Raw genomic sequence first — 16,704 nt, forward strand, 5'->3', positions numbered from 1 at the left:
GGTTTCTCGAGGAAGGGTCGCGCAACGGCACCATTCGCTGCGCTCTCTGCCTCGGTGCTGGCAGTGCCCGCAGCCTTGAGCTGCACCACCTCGACTACCGCGGCGTCACCCAGACCCCGCACGCCTGGACCGCCCATGAGCCGCACGAGGACCTGACCGCGCTGCACCCGCGCTGCCACGAATACGTCCACCAGCTCATCGAACGCGACCGCGCCCTCTCGGGGTTCGTCTCGCGCCGCACCGCTTCCGTTCAAGCGATCGCCCGGCTGCAGGCCAAGATTGCCCACTACATCGAAGCCTCTCTGGAGCAGCAGTGACCGACGACATCCCACTCGATGACCTCGTCGCCTCCCTCGCCGAGGGCTGGGAAGACCAAGCGCCGCGGCAGAGTCCGGGGATGCTTGGCATCCGCGTCATCAACTGGCGCACCCTCGAGGACGAGGACGCCCCGGAGGTCTGGACCGAGCTGCGGGACTGGGTGGTCTGGTTCACCCGCCGCTACAACATCGCTACGCGGAAAATCCCGCCCTGCTGGTTCATGCACGGTGCTCTCGTCGAAGAACTCTCCGCTCTCCACACCGCCTGGCTTGTCTCCTACGACAGCCTCGACGCCGGCTACGGACCAATCGGCTGGCACGAACGCGTCGCCGTCGCGCTTCCGCGGCTGGCAACTTGGTACAACGGCGAATGCCACAACGGCCACACCGAACTCTTACAAACCGACGACGAGACCGTTCCTGCCGCGTGGGCGGACTGGATCGGGCAAAGCCACGCCCATGGGTGACCGTCGGCGACGCGATTTGCGCGCCCCCAGCGCGCATTTTCCGACCTCGGACCGGAAGTTCTACGTGAGAGCGACCCGACCAGCGGGGCGCGAAAGGAAAGGAAAAGGAACGATGAGCACTCGAGTCCCGATCAGCATCGAAGGCAACCTCGTCGCCGACCCCGACTTCGGCGAATCGCAGAACGGCACCAAGTTCGCCAAGTTCACTGTCGCCGTTACCGACCGCAAGCTTGAAGACGGCAAATGGGTCGACGGCGACACCCAATACCACCGCACCACCGTCTTCGGCCGCACAGCCGAGAACGTGCGCGCCAGCCTCGCCAAAGGCGACACCGTCATCGTCAACGGCAACCTCGAGTTCCGCCACTGGACCGACCAGGCCACCGGTGAACCCCGAGCCGCCACCGAAGTGGTCGCCGACAGCGTCGGCCCCTCCCTCCGCTACACCACCGCAGAGGTCACCCGCCGCGCCCCAAAAGCTGACGGCCCGGACGCATCCGCGACCGGGCCTAGCTCGGATGCCCGGACACCGCAGGCTGCTTCTGCGACGATCAACTAACCCTTGCCGTCTGGTGGGGCGCGACATTGTCGGGCCCCACCAGACGCACAGCGTTGGGACGCCGAATTGCTTTCGACAACACCCTCGATGGCCAGTCGCGCTGAGAATGTTGGCCCGTCCGAGCGCGTTCTTAGGCCCTTTCCAAGGCATCAGCCAGCTCTGGCGGCAATCGATGGACCACCTCTGCCTGGAGCGACAGCCTTCGCAAATTGCGATACCAAAGCTCGCGCACTTCGCCAACCTCCTTACGAGTAAGGCGGGCAACGGTCTTTTCCAAGGCACGGACGTCGCCCGGGACACGAGCCCCGGTTCGCGTGCGCGACGAAGGAAAGTCTGTTTCTGGTAGCACCCGGTCGAGAGGCAGCGCCGTCAGTTGAGCGTCCGACATTGCGGCGTTAACTGAAAAGAAGCACCCCAACGCCGCAGCCCGCGAAACCTCCTCGGGGTTGCCGAGGAACCAATGAAGAATTACTCCGGGGTGGGCATTCTTCTCGAGTGCGGTAATGACCTCGCGCGTTCGTCCGGTCGAATGCACAGAGATGAGCGAGGCGCCCGCATTGACGAGAACTTCGTGGAATATGCGAGCTTGAGCCTCCAGGCCTCCACGACGATCGAGTCCCACCTCCCCGATTATCGGAGATTGCTTCGCAAGTCGGCGGAAGCGGTCTCCGGACCATTGGTTGAGAGACGATGCGTTGGCGGGATGAGTGCCGATTGCCCACACCAGCCCACGCTGACGATTGCTAGTCGCAGCATGGAACTCGTCTAGGGAACGAGTCATCGCGAAGATGATGGCGCCTTCGAGGGACTTCACCTGAGCCTGGGTCACGTCGTGAGCGACGTGCGCATGGCAATCAAGGGCTGGGAAGTTGTACATGTCCAATTTCTGCGAGACCGCGTCTCACGAGGTCCATTGCGCCGGCGAAGTCGGTGTCGCGCGGCCACCGAGCGGAACTCAACACAAGCTCTTCGGGGATCCCGAATTCTGCCGCCTCACGAAGGCTCACGATATCGCGCCATCGTTGCTTCAACAGCCCGTCCAAGTCACTGCCGTCAAGGAGCTCGCAGTCATAATCGCTCGGATCCTCGATTCCCGCGCCCAAGAAGGCTCCGCGCCTTACGACGCAAGCGACACATAGACCGCAATTGTGGTTGGAATCGCCTCCGTGAAATTGTGTTCCCCCCTTTGCGCAAGAGAAGGAGGACTTGAGGGCATCGGCAAACTTGGGCGCTGCAAGGTCCGGGAGAGCGGCAGCGACCAGTTCCCCCTTGGTCATCGAAGTGAATGGATTCGTGATTTCCACACCGGTGCCCAAACTCTCCAAGAGGGACGACACGAGAAGGAACGTGTATGGATGAGTCGAGCGAGTTGTCAGCGTTCCACCTCGACCCGCATCCAACGGCGGATTGATGCTCGTGAATCCGTTTTCTGGTACCCATAGCGTGCTAGCACCGTGTGAGTGAGCAGACATCGCTCCAAGGGCCATGAACATCAGCGATCGTGATCGGGGACCGTGGTTCTTTCGCCGCGAGGTATCTCGCAGGTAGAACTCGAATCGGTCGTAGGGCGCGTCCCCAATTGCGGCAGCAATGAGCCGCTGCGCGTGTCGAACCGCGCGTGATGCGTCGCGGTGTCCCACAAAACGGATGCTCGATTCGTCTCTGAGGCCAATGGCGGCTCCGCAGAGCGAGTCGAGCCCTCCCGAAAGCAGCTGGATTCGGTCAGCTGGCTCGGCAACTTGGAGCGGCAGCCTCGCGTCCTCCGGTTTCAGGATGAAGGCCCACGAATCGCCAGTGAGCCAGTGAAGCAAGTCGGCAAGATCGGTCAGAGCCCCGGCCTCCCAGGGCTGCGGATCCTCGACAAATGTGGTTACGCGGAGCTGCCGATGAAGCGAGACGGCTGGCTTTGATACGGCGCTATCTGCCAGATACGCGGCTGCCGCAATTCGATAGAAGTCGCGCGCTGCGGGACTGGCAGCGGCAAATTGTTCGAGATCCCAAGACAAATTGGAAATCACGTTTGCGTCTACATCGACTTCGCGTGGCCAAAAGAGCGGGATCTGGTCTGAATCAACTTCAATGCCCGCGGGTGCGACTGTTACCGAGTGACTTGTCATTTGTCGTCTCCTCGACCAAACAATCGACAGGCTTTGGCAGCCAACTTGGAAGCGTAATCGGCGACGGTTTGAGGCGTCGCATTCACCAACTGTCCAGTGATCTGCTGGACCTTTCCGCTGATATAGGTCCTCACGCGTTCCTCCAGACGACGCATTGAAGGCCCAAGCGCCGAGACTCGGCGCTGGCTAGTGGTCAGCTGAACCACAGTCCTCCGCCAAGCCAGCTCACTGACGAACCGTCCGATGGTTTCGGCTAAGGTCCCGGCCGCTTGTTTCTCGGAAGATCGCATCGTGGCGATTAGTGCTTGTTGGAGGGCGGCGTCATCTGGATGTGACGGCGGACCGAGGATCAATCCGATCAGCTCCGTTAGCAGCTTCAGACCGCTTAAGCCCTCGAGCGACGAGAAGTCGACCCCATACTCGACTAGGTGCGGGGTTTCGCCATTTTCGATTGACGCTAGAGCGTCAAGGACCAGCGAGCCGCGCGCTGCTTCCCTGGTGAAGGGAGCGCCACCACTATCTCTTCCGTCGCCAGAGCTCGACGCTCCAGCGACCCCACGGCCGCCGAGCAAATCGCTGACGTCGTACGACTTACCGCGTCGGTCGCCTCTTGCCAACGATCGTCCAAGCGTGGCCATCACGGTGGTAGCGATTGGGGCCGCGTTATCGGAACCCAACGCGTCAGCGCTGTCGTATAGCGAATCAACTGTGTCGGACCATGCTCCGGAACCACCGAATGCCCCCGAGGTGCCCATTAGAGCGGATTCTCCTGTAGCTCTTCGTTAATTGCGGTACGTAGGTCCTCAGTCGTTGAGTCGCGGTCCCGGAGGGCAAGAAGCACCTCGCGGAATGGGCCGCTAAGCCAAGGAAGATGTTCAGCGCCGATGGCGTTCAGCACGTAGTCGTCCATGAGCGATTCGACAATGAATTGCTTCAGATCTGGACGAGCATGCGCAAGGGCCTGGAGAGACGGCAATGCCGCACTCTCGCGGTCACCGACGATCGCAGTCGCAAGGTGACGAGCTACATCCTCGTCGCCAGTTGTAGGCGCATCCTGCATTCGCCGAATCGCTCCGGTCCGGGTTAGCTCGGATACATCAAGCAGCTCTGCAAGAAGCGCGGCCTGGGCGGCGTCAAGGGCCGCAGAGGACTGCAAAGTGGCCACTACAGCCGTCGCAAACGAAACGTACCGATCGACCCACTCAGCTGCGAGCGAGGCGGCAGGAGCCTCCTGTGCCCATGAGGCGATCTCGACAGGCGTGGTGTCGGATCCCTCTTCCCAGGCGCGGAGGAGTTTTGCCCTTCCGTCGGCGCTCGCTCCAACGAGGTCGCGAAAGTAGTGAGGATAGTTCTGTTCAAGGAGCCAGAGCTTCATCAACACGTCAATTGGAAAGCCATCGAATTGGGCCCCCAACATCTCAGCCCGAACGGCGAAATTGTTCAAGAATCTCTTGAGCTGTCGTGGGGTTTCCCGTCGGGAGCTACTCATCCCTCGCACGATCTGATTCGCGAGGCGTAGGTGCTCCTCTGTCGGCATATCACCGGCGGCATTCACCACGGCATATGGAACTTCACCGTTTGCTCGTCTTTGGGTTGCCCGTTCAGCCACTGCAATGGCTGCGGCTTCGCCCTGCTCAGCCTGGACAAAAAGTGCGGCCAAATACGCGACGGCGTCCTGTGATGCGAGGCGCGGCAGCGTAAAGGGCAACTGCACAATCTTCTCGGTGTATCGGTCGGCGAATTGACCTCGGGACCCACCATTGCGGTCGAGCGCATTGCGCAGGCTCTCTCTGATGAAGTCGTCGTCTGCGGCGATCACGAAAGCCATGCCTTTGACGCTGAGAAATAGTTTGATTGCTTCCAATGCGCCTAGCACGTCATCCGGGAGAGATCTGTCCAGGTCGTCGATAAGGACAACGACTCTGGCAATGTCAGGAATCTCGGCGAGCAATGCGCCGAAGTCCTCACGGAAGGCACGCATTCCCTTTGCAGGTGTCTCAGCTTCAGGCGCGGGCGTCAGTGCGTCCACCATCCCCGAGATGTCCGGTGTGAGAGTAAGTGCAGACTTAATGGCGACCTGTGCAACCTTGCTCCAGGAGACCCTCTTGCGCAACGCATTGAGCCGGTCTATTGCGTCCTGCGCAAACGATGCGATCTTGCTTTCCTCTTTCGCGCGCGCGTTATCCGCGCGAAGTCGTATCTCAACTGCGATTCCCTCCAGCACTCGAGCAATCAGAGTGCCGCGAGGATCCCCTGAGTCAACGAACTCCCATGGGTCTATCTCAACAACCACCGTCGACGGCCGGCTTCTCAATTCGACGCCAACGAGATTCAGCGCGGTGCTCTTGCCTCCTCCCCATGGAGAGTTGAGACCGACAGTCACTGTTTCAAATCGTTCGTCGACGACAACGTTTGCAATCGTCTGCGCCACTGTTCTTAAGCCCGTCAGATCCTGCGTCGCAGGATTGTCGTCGAACAGGTATTGCGAAGCCCCCACGAATACTCCCGAAAACGTTCCACGCTCAAACCATGAAGGGCTCTCGCGGCTGGCGATCGTCAATGCTCAACCGAGCTGGGTAGGCGAACCGACCCTCTCGGCGCGATCCTGGATGTCAGGCGTCGCCCGAATACTGGTGTCTGAAGCGTAGCCTCACTGGTTGGTGCAACGACCCTTTTCGGTTGCCCCAGTTTGGATGACATTATCGGCGCGAGGTTGACTGATGCACACTTGGGAGATGGCAGTAGAGTCGCCTGCTCCAATCCCTTCTGGTGTGTCCCGTGAAGGCGCCGTCAAACTGTGCCGTGAATGGATGGTGTATCTCGGCGCGGCCGACACCGTCGTCGCATCTTCGGACGTTCGCTCGACGTGTGATCTCTACAGCCATAGGTTCGTCGCGTGGGTCGATCATCATCGCGGAAACTTGGAGCCTGAGTTTGTCGAGCGTGCCGCAAGAATCTCCTCGGCGGACGGACGTCGCCCCCTCATCTTCGCCCGCGGAGGTGTACTTCCGGACGCCCAACGGCGAGCCGATGCTCTCGAAGTTGCCCTCTTTTGTTACGTCGCGATCGACGGTTCCCTTGAGGGCGCAAATATGCTCGGCTACCAGCTCCGCGCTGGCGGTTTGAGTTAGTGGTCTGCGCAATCGTCAACGCTGAATTGACGCCGCGCGTCCGCGTGGCTCTGGGGATGACTGGGCCGGACCGGTCGCCGACGGATGAAGCGTCGCAGCGCGGCGGAACTCCTGACGCGCTGCAGAACGCGACTTCTCGAGTGTTTCCTCGATCGGCTGTCGCTGCATCATCTCCACTAGCTCGCGGTGGGCGGCTGATGGCGTCGGAGCCACGAGGACGATGTCATTGCGTTGGCGTCCGCGAGTCAGCCCTACATATAGGCCCGCCGCGTCAACTCCCGGACCGACCAGCGACCGGTCCGTCGTTTCGCCCTGCACGCCATAGACGGTCGATGCATAGCCCAAGTGCACGTGGTCGGCAGCGTAAGACGTACTGATCCTCCGAACGTCTGACGAGTCTTCTGCGGCCGCAAGAACGACGTAGCCGTCATCCGTGATCTTTTTCACCGTCCAGGACTGGCGATTATCGACGCCGGTCGTCGAGTCGTTGCGCCGCGTCTGAACGATGTCACCGATTCCGATGACCTGTCCTGCTTGTCCGATGAACTTTCGTCTGGTCGAAACCTGACCGGCTGCGAGTCGACGGGTTTGGATTGCCTCGCTGATGGTCTGCGATTCGGCATGTGTCGCCGTGATGAGCGCGATCGTTTCCCCATCCCCTTTGGCCTGGAACCACGCATCGACCATCGCATGACCCGCACCGGCATCGTTGTCCGTTAATACGACATGTCCCTTCTCAATCAGCTCATTGGCGATCGCGTGCATGTCTTCAGAGCTGTCCGGCTCCCGGAGTCTCAAGCTCAGCTGTGCCCACTCAGGATCACGGAAGCGGTGGATGGTGGTGAGTTCTACGCGACGTGGCGACCGTCTCCAGAACAGTGCCATTGCGCCGGAATGTCCGACCGGAAGGGCTTGGCGTTGGTCACCAACCAAGGCGACCCCTGCTCCAGTTCGCCCGATAACGTCGAGAAGCGCGTTGGCAGCCTCGAGCTCGAGCATCCCTGCTTCGTCGACAACGATCCTGTCACCCGCACTAACTTCGCGGATAGGGCCTCGATAGGTGACCCCAGAATCCGCATCTACGTCCCCCGGACTCAACTTGATCCAGTCGACGCTGCCCGCATCGTTTACCCTCCAGCGCCACCCGTAGTCGTAAAGGAGTTGGTGAAGGGAGGACGACGAGCTGTTCGCCTCCCTGCCTGCAACAGACGACGCCTTCTTTGTTGGCGCCACGATGATCATCTTTCGACCGCTCTGCCGGAGCGCAGCGCCCGCGACCTTTAGCATGGTTGTCTTGCCGGCCCCGGCCGCGCCGCTAACGCAAACGATTCCGGCGGTTCCCGCAAGCGATGACGCACCCGCAAGCTGGTCGCTGTTTAGCTCTCGGTCAGGTTCGACGAGAGCGGCGATTGCGACGATTTCGTTTCGCGCTCTGTCATCTCCGTTGTACGAGAGCGGGTCGATCCTGAGGGCGACCGTGGTCTTCAAGGCTGCTGTCGATGTCGCCATTCGGTGCTTGACGTGATGCGGAATCTCCGCTGCGTCGATCAGAGTAACGGTGTGTGATCGTTCAGCGACCTTGATGACTCTGTCGACGATGAGTTCGAGTTCCGCCCGGTTGGCTCGCACCCCAGTACCCGCAAGTGCGCGGATCGCTCCGGCCCGGATGTCCATATCGCTGAACCGTCCACCCGTTCCAGTCGATCGGGCATCCGCATCCACGACAGCCTTCGCAGCAAGCAGGTCGATATCGAGATCATCGAGTACCGCTGATCGTGCCACGATCTCGCTTCGAGTTTGCCGCAGTTTCGGATCGGCTCGCAGGAGTTCGGCCATGACGATGGACGCCCAATCCTCCTCGTTCAACTGCCTCGGCTTGTTCGGTCGACCAGCCGCCCATGCCCACTGATCGATTTGGGCTAGCACCGCGAACGAAGGCTCATCACCCGGGTGCTCCTGTTTCCACTGAAGGAGATGCGCCGCCTTGTTCGATTCGATCTGAGCGGAGCGCTTCGACAGCGGCCGCACTAGATGCTGTAGCTCCGCGATCTCCCCGTCCGAGTTCATGGTGAAGCCCTTGGCAGCCAGCGCGGCGATCCAGGCTGGGTCGGTTCGAGAGGCCAGGTCGCCTTCGGCGTTTATGACATTCTGGAACCGCAGTGCCACACGGGTGTCGACGTTGGACCACTTCCCGTCGAGGCCCTGGACCTTGACGTTCAGCCACAGGTGGCGATGCTTATGCGGGTCCAGCGAGCGGGACCGTTCGTGCTGCAGCTCGACTACTTCGATGCGGGCGAGGTCTTCTCGGATGGCGCCCTGCTTGCCGCGTCGAGCGTTGAGCTCGCTCTGCCACAGCTTGATGATTCGGTCCCGCAACCGGTCCTGCAGATCCTCGTACGCGGCCGCCAACTCGGAGTCCAGCATCGCCGCGATCGAGAACGACTTCGGTGCGTTGATCGTCGCATCCAGAATGAGATCCGCGACCGGCGACTCCAGGTCCCGGCCCCGACGTTCACCCGTGAGCGGGTCGACGCCGTCGACCCAATCCTTCAACTGGGAGCGCGTGAGCAGGTCGTCACGGATGGCGCCGTTCTCGACGATGTATCGGGTCATCACTGCGTCGGCGTAGCCGACTGCGGCGAGAGCGCCGTCAGCGGTCTTGGCTGTCAGGGTGGCGTCACAGACGCCGCCGAAGGCGTAGTGCACCGCCTGCTTGACCCCTTGGGCCGCCTGTCCACGCTTCCAGCGCGCCACTCCACCTCTCACACTTAGAACTTCCGGTTGCGCGCGCTTTTTGGCGCGCACGGAGCGCGCACACTCAAAGAGTGCCTACGTGCATTCGCTCTCTCTTGTCGCTCCTTACGTCCTTTCTCTCATCGTCTCTTCGCCTTCCCGTCCTCTGTCTCCTTCATTCCTTGCTCCATCTGTCTCTTCTCCCTTTCGCTCTTTCCTTTCTCGCCTCTTCTCTCGCATGCCCTTTGTCGGCGCGCCCTGTTCACAACGAGCCCGGTTACCAGTGGAACTCGATGATCTCCGCGAGGGCATGGGCCGTCTTCAGCACGCGTGCTGCAGTATCTCGAACGACCGTGACGTCTTCGCCTGCCCACCCGGTGATGTAACCGACGCTGTATGCGCTGGTGTCGAATCCGGTGAGACCGGAAACGATGTAGGCGACCGATTCGGCTTCGACTTCCATCCGAGCGCGGTGAGCGCGGTACTCGTCGACGTCGTCGATGTGGCGCAGCTCGATGTGCGCGGTTTCGTGAATGAGCGTCTTCGCGGCCTGCTCGACGGCGAGATTCTCGGCCAAGGTCACCCGGTGTGACTTGGGATCGGTGCAGCCGTTGGCGCTCCCGATCGCCGCGCGTTGAATAGTCCATCCGTGCGTCCCGAGGTGCGCGGAGAGGGCAGGGATGACGCCGTGGTCGTCGACGCCGATCAGCTGGTGGGTCGGGTTCTCTGGCAACGGCTCGGCTCCTTCGATTGGGTCCGTCTGCGCAATGTCGAACACCGACAACGTCGGGAAATACCGAATCACACGCATATTCTCTCGAGCCGCTTCATCAGCGCCCTCAACAGGTTCGCTCTTCTTCTCCCGGTACCCGAAGATCTTGATCGACTTCTCGCCTCTGCGCACCTGACGCCCTTTCGCCTGCCACTGCCGGAACCCGGCGACCATCGTCGCTTTTGGGCTCTGGGCGAGGATCAGCAGGAGGTTGTTCAGGCTGTAGTTGTGGAAAGAGCGGGCGAAGTCCAGGAACGCCCGCCACTGGCCACTCTCGGCGAGCTGTTGAACCTGCTCCACGATCGACGCGTGCAGTGCCTCCGCCTCCGCCTGTCGTTCCTCTGCACTTCGAGAGTTGTGGGTGGTGACCATGATGCATGCCCCCTGATCGTTCTTGTCGCCGTTCCGGCACAGAGATCGAGAGCGGGCGGAGACAGTGCAGTGCCCGGAGGGAGCGGTTGCTAAGCGCAACGAGCGCAGCGAATGGAGTCTGCAAATAGCGCATGACGGGAACGGAGCTGATGGAGCTCGCTATGGTCGGCTGCCGGATCGGAAAGAAGGCCGCCGCTACGACATAGCGCTGGCGCCCGGCCATCACCCCGCAGATTAGGACCAGGCTTCGTTTGCCCATGATGGTTCGAGACGATCTCAACCGTGTCCGACGAAACCCTGCGAAGAGCCAGCGGTCTAAGCTCACAGTCAGGTGGTGGGGCTCACCCCGAACGAAACTGCGCCGTACGGCGACAACGGTCCCTGACGTGACGATGAGGAGCGCCCAGTGACCACAAGCGACCGTGATGCGTTGACCCTGCGGGGTACGGACATCCTCGCCCCGACCAGCGACACCGACCTGTTGCCGGAGGAGGTGCGGATCCTCTGGGACTTCGTCCACGGCGACATCATGGACGGGGCGACCAGGCGGCGGCTTGTGGCGAACCGGGGGATGTGCACCCGCCACGCGTGGGCCTACGCGACCGTGGAGATCGAACTGTGGCACGACGGTGCCGGCGCCCGCGGCGGGCACCAACCGTTCGACGTGTCCGTCCTCTACACAGCGTTGCTCGACGATGTCCGGTCGACGCTGCACGGTCGCCCGAAGGCGATGCTGCGTCACCTGGCAGGCGACGGAGTGTGCGTGGTCTGCGCGGATGTGAAGGGTCCCGCGCCGACGGGGATCATCGTCACGCACGCGGGGATGGACCTTGCCGAGCTGACAGTGGAAGCGAACCGGATGGCGTACACCGCGGAATGGTTCGCGGAGACAGCGCCGGTGTGGTCTCGAGTCGTCTGCGACCAGTGCGCCGCCGATCGCAGCGATGCTGCCTCGGAGGCGTCGATCCGCTGCAGGCGGCACCTGCTGGTCGGAGCGCCGCCGGAGCGGGCTGAATTCACGAGGCTCGCCGCGTACCTCGGCAGGCTGCAGCGAGATCTGTCCCTGCTGACTGCGTCGATGACCCAGTCCGGCGCGCCAGCGACCTCAACGGTTGACGCGTCCTGGGTGGAAACGCTCGGCTGGTTTCATGGTTGGGCGTTCCCGCTGACGTTGTCGTCACCACTGGAATAGCCGCTGGCTGGGATGTTCCAGCCGAGGATGGCGGGGTGCCCGTGCTCGTACCCGAGGATGCTGATCGTCCCGGTGTGCAGTGCGAGTTTGCGCCCGTCGATCACGGGCAGATCCACCCATGCGGCACCGAGGGAGCGCAGGAAGTGACCGTGCGCGACCAGGGCGACGTTCCCACCATGCCGCACAACGTTCTTCACCTCGGTCAGCACGGTACGAGCGCGTGCGTACACGTCGGCAGCGTGTTCTCCGGGGGTGGCGCCGGCAACCACACCGTCGATCCAGAGGTCCCAGCCGTCGCCGCGGGCTTGCAGAATCTCCGCGGTAGTGAGCCCTTCGAAACCGCCGTAGTCCCACTCGACGATGTTGGGTTCCATGACGGCCTGATGGCTGAGTCCGGCGAGCTCCGCGGTCCTCCGAGTGCGTTGTCGCGGGCTGACCAGCACCAGCTCAAACGTCACCGGGGCGAGCGCGGCACCGATGGCTTTCGCCTCTTCCTCTCCGTCCACGGTGAGCGGGATGTCGGTGACAGACGTGTGCTGTCCGGTGATCGTCCACGGTGTCTGCCCGTGTCGGATCAGGTACACGCGGCCCGGCGTTGGCGATGTCATCGGCTGACAGCCTCCGGGTTCTGGTCGTATTTCAGCACCGTCCATGAGCTGCCGTGGCGCACGAGCTCGTTCCAGGAACCTGTTCTCGCTTCGATAGGTCCGATCCGCGGGTCGATCGTTTTCAGGATTGGGCGGATCAGAGCGTCATGGGTGACCACGGCGATGGGAACACCAGCGTGGGCGCGCATCACCTCGTCGAGCGCCGGCCACACCCGTTTGAGGATATGGTCGATCGGTTCGACCCCGGGGGCGTCGTCGATTGAGCCGAACTGGGCTTCGACCTCCGCTTTCACCTGCCCGGTCCATGGTCCGTAGTCGCGGTCGTTGAACTCCGGGACTACATCGAAGTCGCAGTCGAGGTGGTGGGCGATGATTTGCGCGGTGCGGAACGCCCGTTCTAGTGGGCTGCAGTAGACGATGTCGATCCCTCGCCCAGTCAACGCGACCGCGGTCTCCTCGGCTTCGGCACGACCCACCTCGTCAAGCGGCGGGTTCGCTAGTCCTCGAAGTCGTCCTTCGGCGTTGAGCGCGGTCTGTCCGTGCCGGACCAGGAACAGGTGTTGCGGTTGGTCAGTCATCCTGGCTTCCTCTCTGCGTGTTCGGCGAGTCTGACGATGATGTTGGCTGCGGCCTCGGGGGAACGGAACGGCCCTCGCGGATGGTGAGTTCCCTGTGGTATAGCGACCCATCGCGCCGGCAGGAAGCGGGGGTACTCGCGTCGAACTCGGCCGATCACGGTCTGGTCGCGGACCACGAGTTGGACGACGTCGCTACCGGGGAACATCGGCACGAGACACACACCATGCGCGCATGCTGTCGCGACCGCGTTCTCTTCCAGCACGGTGAGGGTGGCACGGGCGATGATGTTCTCGGCGACACGGACAATGGTGGGCTCCTCCATCGTCCTTACCCCCGGACCATCCGCCGGCGAGGGCCGACCGCCTGCACCAGTACGGGGAGACGTTGCGTGCGGTTCTCCTCGTAGGCTGCGAGGTTGCCTTCGTACCAGTACCAGTGGCCGGGGTCGTCCGTTGCGCCTTCCCAGGCGAGGATATGGGTGGCTACACGGTTCAGGAACCACTGGTCGTGTGAGATGATCATCGCTGAGCCGTCGAAGTCGAGCAGCGCCTGCTCGAGCGCGATCAGCGTCTCTGTGTCCAGGTCGTTGCTTGGTTCATCCAACAGCAGAACGTTGCCGCCCTGCTTGAGCGTCAGGGCGAGGTTCAAACGGTTGCGTTCGCCGCCTGAGTAGTCCTTCACTGGCTTCTCCTGGGATTGGCCGGTGAACCCGAACCGGGCGACGTACGCACGGGCTGGCACCTCCGTGTCCCCGAGACGGACGGTTGCTTCTCCGTCAGCGACGGCCTCCCACGCGGTGCGACCCGCGTCGATGCCGCTGCGTGCCTGATCGACGTATGAGATCCGGACGGTCTCCCCGACACGGACCGCCCCGGAATCCGGTGCGAGACGACCGCTGATGATCTCGAACAGCGTGGTCTTGCCGACACCGTTAGGACCGAGCACTCCAACGATGCCGCCTCGAGGGACCGTGAAGGAGACATGGTCCAGGACGACGCGTTCGTCGAACGCTTTCGAGACGGAGTCGAGCTCGATCACGTTCGTTCCTAGCCGCGGGGGAGGCGGAATGAGCAGCTCACCAACCGGGGCCTGCGAGCCACCTTCCGGACGGCGGCGGGTGTCGTCTTCGCTGAGCGATGCGTACTCGCGTTCCAGCAACCGCAGCCGCTGCTCGTCTCGCCGTCCATCCACACGGAAGTCGGCGAGCCGTCTCGCCAAGTAGTCGCTGTAACCTCCGGCGAACACGTGAACCCGGCCATGTTCCACTTCGACGATTCGCCCGGCGACCGTGTCGAGGAACGACCGGTCGTGGGTGATAGCGATGACGGTTCCTGGGTAGGCGGCCAGATGCTCCTGAAGCCAGTTGGTGCTGTCCGTGTCCAGGTGGTTCGTCGGCTCATCCAGTAGCAGCAGATCCGGCTGGGCCAGCAGCAGCCGGCACAGGGCAACCCGTCGACGTTCACCACCGGAGAGCGATGCGACGAACACCGGTCCGGGTGGGCAGCGCAGTGCGGTCATCGCCTGTTCAACGCGGGATGCGGCGTCCCAACCGTCGACCCGGTCCAGGTACTCCTGCAGCTCACCGAGCTCGGCCAGCGCGTCGTCGGACCCGTCCGATGCGAGTCGGCGCGCGGCGTCGTCGTAGAGGGCCCGGGCGGTAATCGTGTCCGAGATCGCGTCCTCGATGTTCTCCAGGACCGTCTCGTCGTCACGAAGGACCGGTTCCTGCATCAGGACGCCGACGCTGATGTCCGGAGCGGTCATTGTGGTTCCGGCCGTCAACGTGACGGTACCGGCGATCACCCCCAACAGTGTGGATTTACCGGCACCGTTTGGACCGATGACGCCGACACAATCGTGCTCGCTGATGGTGAGGTTGACGTTCTCGAGGATGTGTTTCGCACCGCGGGTGATCGTCGCGTTCTCGACCCGTGCGACCCAGTGTTCTCCTGACATGGCGGGCTCCCTACCGTTGCATCTAACAGGTAGGGACCGTTGTCGACGTTCGCCGCGTTGTGGTGAGCCCCTCCACCATCGCCGACCTCACACGATACTCCGGCCGAAACGAGGGGGCTAGAGTGACGATCACGGCGATGGACCCCGCCGGAACGGCAACGTTCGAACCGCAACGCACGCTGATGGGCCTACACGCTTTCGTTTACGTGGAGGTCACTCATGCCTATCCGCCGGCTTGCGATGGATGTCGACAAGGTCGTCGACCGCCCCGACATGGTCAGCCTGGCCCGCGCAATCGAGCAGGTCTCCGGTGTCACCGCGGTGAACGTGACCGTCACCGAGATCGATGTGGAGACCGTCGGCACCGACATCACGGTCGAAGGTGACGACATCGATACGGAAGCGCTGTTCCGCGCCATCGAGACGGTGGGGGCGGTCCTGCACAGCATCGACGAGGTGGTCGCTGGGGATCACATCATCGAGCGTGTGGCCCGCGTGCGCTGACCATGACCGTCGCCGAGTTCGCCCGAACGTTGCCGACTCTCCCGTTGGTGCTGGGCGTCACCGACGGGATGCTGAACGCGCTCACCCTCGCCGGCGGGGCGCTCCTGCGGGACGGTGCTGGAAGCCTGACCCTCATGCTGGCCCTACGAGTTGGGGTCGCCGCGTTGGTGACTGCTGCGTTCACTGTGTTCGTCGCGGACTACGCTGAACGCCGTTCGGCTCTGGTGCGTGCAGCAAAGCAACTCAACATGACGGAGCCGGGACGGCTCGCCGCCACCAACCTGGGCCGCAAAGCCCTGCGGGAGTCATTCGTAGCGATGATCGTCGCCGCCGGTGCGAGCCTGGTGGGCGCCGGCGCTCCACTGGCGGTCGGCGCAATTCTTTCCGGGCCCGCCTGGATTGTCGTGGCGCTCACGATCGCGTTGCTCGGCGGTTTCGGGTGGTTGCTTGGCGGGTTGCTCGCAGGGCGTCGCGGCTTCTGGGCGGCATCGATGACGGTCGGTGGGGTGGTGGTGACCGCGATCGGCGTGTGGCTCAACATCGCCTGATTTCCTTCCGCCTGGGATTCTCCGCTACGATCGCGGGACGGCGATGGATCCCGCCGGAGCGACAGCTCGAACCGCCACGACGGCCGATGGTTCCTACTTCTCCGACATCGACGGAAAGTAGGACAGCTGTGTTCTCTTCAGGTTCTGAAGCGCTCGGCTTCATCGCCGATACGAAGGTCCGATTCCTGGACGTGCGCTTCACTGACCTGCCCGGTGTGCAGCAGCACCTGACCGTCCCTGCTGACACGGTCGATGAAGCCTTCTTCACCGAAGGGATCGCCTTCGACGGCTCCTCGATCCGCGGTTTCGCGTCGATCCACGAGTCGGACATGCAGCTGATCCCTGATGTGTCGACCGCCTACATCGACCCGTTCCGTGTCGAGCGCACCCTCATCATGGTGTTCGACATCTACAACCCGCGCAACGGCGAGATCTACGCGAAGGACCCGCGCCAGATCGCCAAGAAGGCCGAGAAGTACCTCGCCTCCACCGGCATCGCCGACACCGCGTTCTTCGCCCCCGAGGCCGAGTTCTACATCTTCGACGACGTCCGCTACGAGGTGAAGCAGAACTCCAGCTTCTACTCCGTCGACTCGGAGGAGGGCGCCTGGAACTCCGGTCGCGTCGAAGAGGGCGGCAACCTCGGCAACAAGACTCCCTACAAGGGCGGCTACTTCCCGGTGAGCCCCGTCGACAAGCAGGCCGACCTGCGCGACGACATCTCGCTGAAGCTGATCGACGCCGGCCTCATCCTGGAGCGTGCGCACCACGAGGTGGGCACCGGCGGCCAGGCGGAGATCAACTACCGCTTCGACACCATGGTCCACGCGGCGGACGACATCCTGAAGT

The 16,704-nt window shown here is 62.7% G+C and carries 17 protein-coding genes and 1 riboswitch; of the genes, 7 read left to right on the forward strand and 10 right to left on the reverse strand.

Annotated elements, in window-relative coordinates:
* The 3 genes from HNO83_RS19800 to HNO83_RS19810 all read left to right on the forward strand — a co-directional run.
* The coding region (locus tag HNO83_RS19800; protein WP_175339254.1) for a hypothetical protein at window positions 1-317 on the forward strand (317 nt) is incomplete at its 5' end.
* Entirely contained in the window at window positions 314-784 is a 471-nt protein-coding gene (locus tag HNO83_RS19805; RefSeq protein WP_175339255.1) for a hypothetical protein, read from the forward strand. The genes HNO83_RS19800 and HNO83_RS19805, both read left to right, overlap by 4 nt.
* A 112-nt stretch (window positions 785-896) precedes the next feature.
* Window positions 897-1,343 (forward strand): single-stranded DNA-binding protein, encoded by a 447-nt coding sequence (locus HNO83_RS19810; protein ID WP_175339256.1) that lies wholly within the window; start codon window positions 897-899, stop codon window positions 1,341-1,343.
* Window positions 1,344-1,473: 130 nt separating this feature from the next.
* On the opposite strand, the gene HNO83_RS19815 is transcribed toward HNO83_RS19810, so the two are convergent.
* The 6 genes from HNO83_RS19815 to HNO83_RS19840 all read right to left on the reverse strand — a co-directional run bounded on the left by HNO83_RS19815 (window position 1,474) and on the right by HNO83_RS19840 (window position 10,468).
* Entirely contained in the window at window positions 1,474-2,220 is a 747-nt protein-coding gene (locus HNO83_RS19815; RefSeq protein WP_175339257.1) for a TatD family hydrolase, read from the reverse strand.
* Window positions 2,198-3,460 carry a 7-cyano-7-deazaguanine synthase gene (locus HNO83_RS19820; protein ID WP_175339258.1) on the reverse strand — a complete coding sequence of 421 codons (1,263 nt, stop codon included), beginning with the start codon at window positions 3,458-3,460 and terminating at the stop codon, window positions 2,198-2,200. The genes HNO83_RS19815 and HNO83_RS19820 overlap by 23 nt, the downstream gene beginning before the upstream one ends.
* Window positions 3,457-4,215, reverse strand: coding sequence for a hypothetical protein (locus tag HNO83_RS19825; protein ID WP_175339259.1), 759 nt, complete (start codon window positions 4,213-4,215; stop codon window positions 3,457-3,459). The genes HNO83_RS19820 and HNO83_RS19825 overlap by 4 nt, the downstream gene beginning before the upstream one ends.
* Window positions 4,215-6,020, reverse strand: coding sequence for a KAP family P-loop NTPase fold protein (locus HNO83_RS19830; protein WP_175339260.1), 1,806 nt, complete (start codon window positions 6,018-6,020; stop codon window positions 4,215-4,217). Before HNO83_RS19830 ends, HNO83_RS19825 begins: the two co-directional genes overlap by 1 nt.
* A gap of 586 nt (window positions 6,021-6,606) precedes the next feature.
* Window positions 6,607-9,345, reverse strand: a complete 2,739-nt coding sequence (locus HNO83_RS19835; RefSeq protein WP_349627332.1) for an AAA family ATPase — start codon at window positions 9,343-9,345, stop codon at window positions 6,607-6,609.
* Window positions 9,346-9,601: 256 nt separating this feature from the next.
* Window positions 9,602-10,468, reverse strand: coding sequence for an ArdC-like ssDNA-binding domain-containing protein (locus HNO83_RS19840; protein WP_175339261.1), 867 nt, complete (start codon window positions 10,466-10,468; stop codon window positions 9,602-9,604).
* Window positions 10,469-10,874: 406 nt separating this feature from the next.
* Here HNO83_RS19840 and HNO83_RS19845 point away from each other — a divergent pair, with 406 nt between their 5' ends.
* Window positions 10,875-11,660, forward strand: a complete 786-nt coding sequence (locus tag HNO83_RS19845; protein WP_175339262.1) for a hypothetical protein — start codon at window positions 10,875-10,877, stop codon at window positions 11,658-11,660.
* Here HNO83_RS19845 and HNO83_RS19850 read toward each other — a convergent pair.
* Genes HNO83_RS19850 through ettA form a run of 4 tightly spaced genes read right to left on the reverse strand, consistent with a single transcriptional unit; the run spans window position 11,615 to window position 14,803 of the window.
* The gene (locus tag HNO83_RS19850; protein ID WP_175339263.1) at window positions 11,615-12,268 is read right to left on the reverse strand and encodes a histidine phosphatase family protein; all 654 of its coding nucleotides are present in this window, start codon (window positions 12,266-12,268) and stop codon (window positions 11,615-11,617) included. The two genes, HNO83_RS19845 and HNO83_RS19850, sit on opposite strands and share 46 nt — an antisense overlap.
* The gene (locus HNO83_RS19855; protein ID WP_175339264.1) at window positions 12,265-12,846 is read right to left on the reverse strand and encodes a histidine phosphatase family protein; all 582 of its coding nucleotides are present in this window, start codon (window positions 12,844-12,846) and stop codon (window positions 12,265-12,267) included. Before HNO83_RS19855 ends, HNO83_RS19850 begins: the two co-directional genes overlap by 4 nt.
* Complete coding sequence (locus HNO83_RS19860; protein ID WP_175339265.1) at window positions 12,843-13,169, reverse strand: hypothetical protein; 327 nt, start codon at window positions 13,167-13,169, stop codon at window positions 12,843-12,845. The genes HNO83_RS19855 and HNO83_RS19860 overlap by 4 nt, the downstream gene beginning before the upstream one ends.
* Window positions 13,170-13,174: 5 nt before the next feature.
* Entirely contained in the window at window positions 13,175-14,803 is a 1,629-nt protein-coding gene (gene ettA / locus HNO83_RS19865; RefSeq protein ID WP_175339266.1) for an energy-dependent translational throttle protein EttA, read from the reverse strand.
* Between the two features lie 219 nt (window positions 14,804-15,022).
* On the opposite strand from ettA, the gene HNO83_RS19870 reads away from it, so the two are divergent.
* The 3 genes from HNO83_RS19870 to HNO83_RS19880 all read left to right on the forward strand — a co-directional run.
* Window positions 15,023-15,307 carry a DUF211 domain-containing protein gene (locus HNO83_RS19870; RefSeq protein WP_175339267.1) on the forward strand — a complete coding sequence of 95 codons (285 nt, stop codon included), beginning with the start codon at window positions 15,023-15,025 and terminating at the stop codon, window positions 15,305-15,307.
* Window positions 15,308-15,309: 2 nt separating this feature from the next.
* Complete coding sequence (locus HNO83_RS19875) at window positions 15,310-15,855, forward strand: hypothetical protein (protein ID WP_175339268.1); 546 nt, start codon at window positions 15,310-15,312, stop codon at window positions 15,853-15,855.
* A 30-nt stretch (window positions 15,856-15,885) separates the two neighbouring features.
* Window positions 15,886-15,958: riboswitch (Fluoride riboswitch) on the forward strand.
* A gap of 25 nt (window positions 15,959-15,983) precedes the next feature.
* Window positions 15,984-16,704 (forward strand): glutamine synthetase beta-grasp domain-containing protein (locus tag HNO83_RS19880; protein WP_175339269.1); only part of this gene is annotated, 721 nt, incomplete at its 3' end.

This window comes from Leifsonia sp. C5G2, assembly GCF_013359685.1.
GTDB lineage: Bacteria > Actinomycetota > Actinomycetes > Actinomycetales > Microbacteriaceae > Leifsonia.